Below are 2,171 nucleotides of genomic sequence, written 5' to 3'. Positions count from 1 at the left end.
CTGCATCAGTTTCATAACGCATAGATAGTGCCATGCTCGTCCAACAAGGGTGCTCATCTGGGTTTGCCTCTTTGATGCGCGGATGCGCCATCTGCGAACAGACCGCAACGATTTCACCGCCAAACCAGCGCAGCAGATCGATAGCGTGGGTCTGAAGTTCGTACAGCAGATAGTAGGGTCCCTTCCACGTCGAAACTGGTCCGCCCTGAGATAGCTTCATGTCGATGTAGGCAATCTGTCCACATTCACTGTTATCATACCATTCCCGCGCCTTTGCATATCCCGGTGCAAATCGGCGGTTGTAGTCGATGGCGAGGTGCACACCTTTCTCCTCTGCCTTTGCGACCATCTGTTCTGCTTCACCAATCTTAAGCGACAACGGTTTCTCGCACATCACATGCTTCCCCGCCTCCAAGCATTCGATCACTGGCTCAAAGTGCAGGTGATCTGCCGTAACAACATCAATTGCGTCGCACTCTTCGTTCTCCACCATCTCTTGAATTGACGGATACCAATTGGAAATGCCAAGTTCCTGTGCACGGTCTTTCGCTTTTTCCGCGTCAATGTCACACACGGCAACAAGTTCCGCTTGGGGGTGTTCAAGATATCCAAGCTGATGTCGCCGTCCAATAACGCCACATCCCACTGCTGCCACTTTCAATTTTTTTGACATTTGGTGTCCTTTCGATTTATCTAGCCACAAGGAAATTATCGTTTGGAATGTACGAGTATAATAGCATATCGCAGGTTTAGATGATACAAGTTTCCGAGTCCCTTGATCCACTATAACAATTATGCTATAATGTTAATCAAGTTGGCTTACGAATCTGTGGATTCCCCACTGTGCCAAACACAAATCCAATTTGCCAAACCCGAAAAAACTGTATTCTACATCTCATCGCATCTCCATTGAAATCATGATAACCACGCTGACCAAAGGACAAGTTTCTCTACCAATCGATCGTGAGATCCGCACCCGTCTTGAGGATGATCGTGCGGACACATTTCTGCATATCGTCCCGACCAACCATGCCCGCCTCAAGTGGTGCCGCGAACATCTAAGGGAAACTCCAAACCGAGCTGTCGCGGGCTTGCAAATCTACACCTTCGACGACCTTGTCCGTCGATTTTTTTATAGCGGTCTTAATAGGGAACGTAGATATACAGGTGTGGGAATCCAGGCGGTGTGGACACACGAGATCATGGATAGAGAGCAATTCCCGTTTTTGAACCCCCAACCCGAAACTCGCGTTTCCCAAGGAACCGCAAGACAGCTGAGAGTAGCAATTAACCAACTCAGGACGAGTGGCGTAGATTGGCAGCATCTGCAAGAAGATACTGTATCAAGCGACGCAGATATCGCTAATAGACTATCAGACCTAATCACGTTTTATCGAGCGTACGAGGCACGCCTTGGTTCGCGATGGGTCGATCGCGCGGGCATACATCGCGCTGTCTCCGATTTCTTGGCTCGGAATCCTAATCGTGCAGAAGGGCTGATGCAGAAAGTTTTTCCCAACGTTGATCTGGTGGTTGTCACCGGTTTTGGTCCGTTGTTACCTCACGATTTGGCAATTCTGACCGGCATCGCCAACCTGCGATCAATAAATATGGGTGTCGTGCTTAACTTTGATGAAGAGAACGAATCCCTGTTTGGGTATATCAAAGCGGACTATGACCGATTCGTGAGTTGTGGGTTTGAGCGACACAGTGAGGAGATAGAAACCCCTGACACAGCCCCGATAGGATCGGGATTCAAAGCAACCCGCAATTTGCACTTTTCTCGAAATCTGTTCTACACAGATCAGGGACAGGAACCTGCAATGGAGAAACTAGTGCTTACAGATCAAATCTCCCTGTTGTCCCCCCTAAATCGTATCCAAGAGGTAGAGGAAATTGCCAAGTTAATCAAGCGACTCACGTTGCACCAATCCTCACCGGTGTTAGATCAGATATGCGTCACGTTCAACAAACTAGATATTTACGCACCACTCATTTGTGAGATCTTTCCACTTTACGGTATCCCCTACACCTTGGAGTGGAGTGGACGGCTTGAAAATTCCACAGTCATTGTATCGATTTTTTCTTTATTGGAACAACTCCAAAGAGGTGTGCCGCCCGAACCTCAAGATAAGGTTTCGCGGAGTCCCTACTTTCAAACTGATGATTGG

General features: G+C 48.2%; 2 protein-coding genes. One reads left to right on the top strand and one right to left on the bottom strand.

The window, feature by feature from the left end; all coding sequences use genetic code 11:
• Positions 1 to 673, bottom strand: a 673-nt coding sequence (locus J4G02_19995) for a Gfo/Idh/MocA family oxidoreductase (protein MCE2396811.1), incomplete at its 3' end; no start/stop codon positions are given.
• A 244-nt stretch (positions 674 to 917) separates the two neighbouring features.
• Between J4G02_19995 and J4G02_19990 the strand changes: the two genes are divergently transcribed.
• The coding region (locus J4G02_19990; protein MCE2396810.1) for a hypothetical protein at positions 918 to 2,171 on the top strand (1,254 nt) is incomplete at its 3' end.

The sequence above is a fragment of the Candidatus Poribacteria bacterium genome, assembly GCA_021295755.1.
Taxonomy (GTDB): Bacteria; Poribacteria; WGA-4E; order WGA-4E; family PCPOR2b; genus PCPOR2b.
The sequence above is the reverse complement of the archived record's forward strand: the minus strand, read 5'-3'. Positions and strand labels throughout refer to the sequence as shown.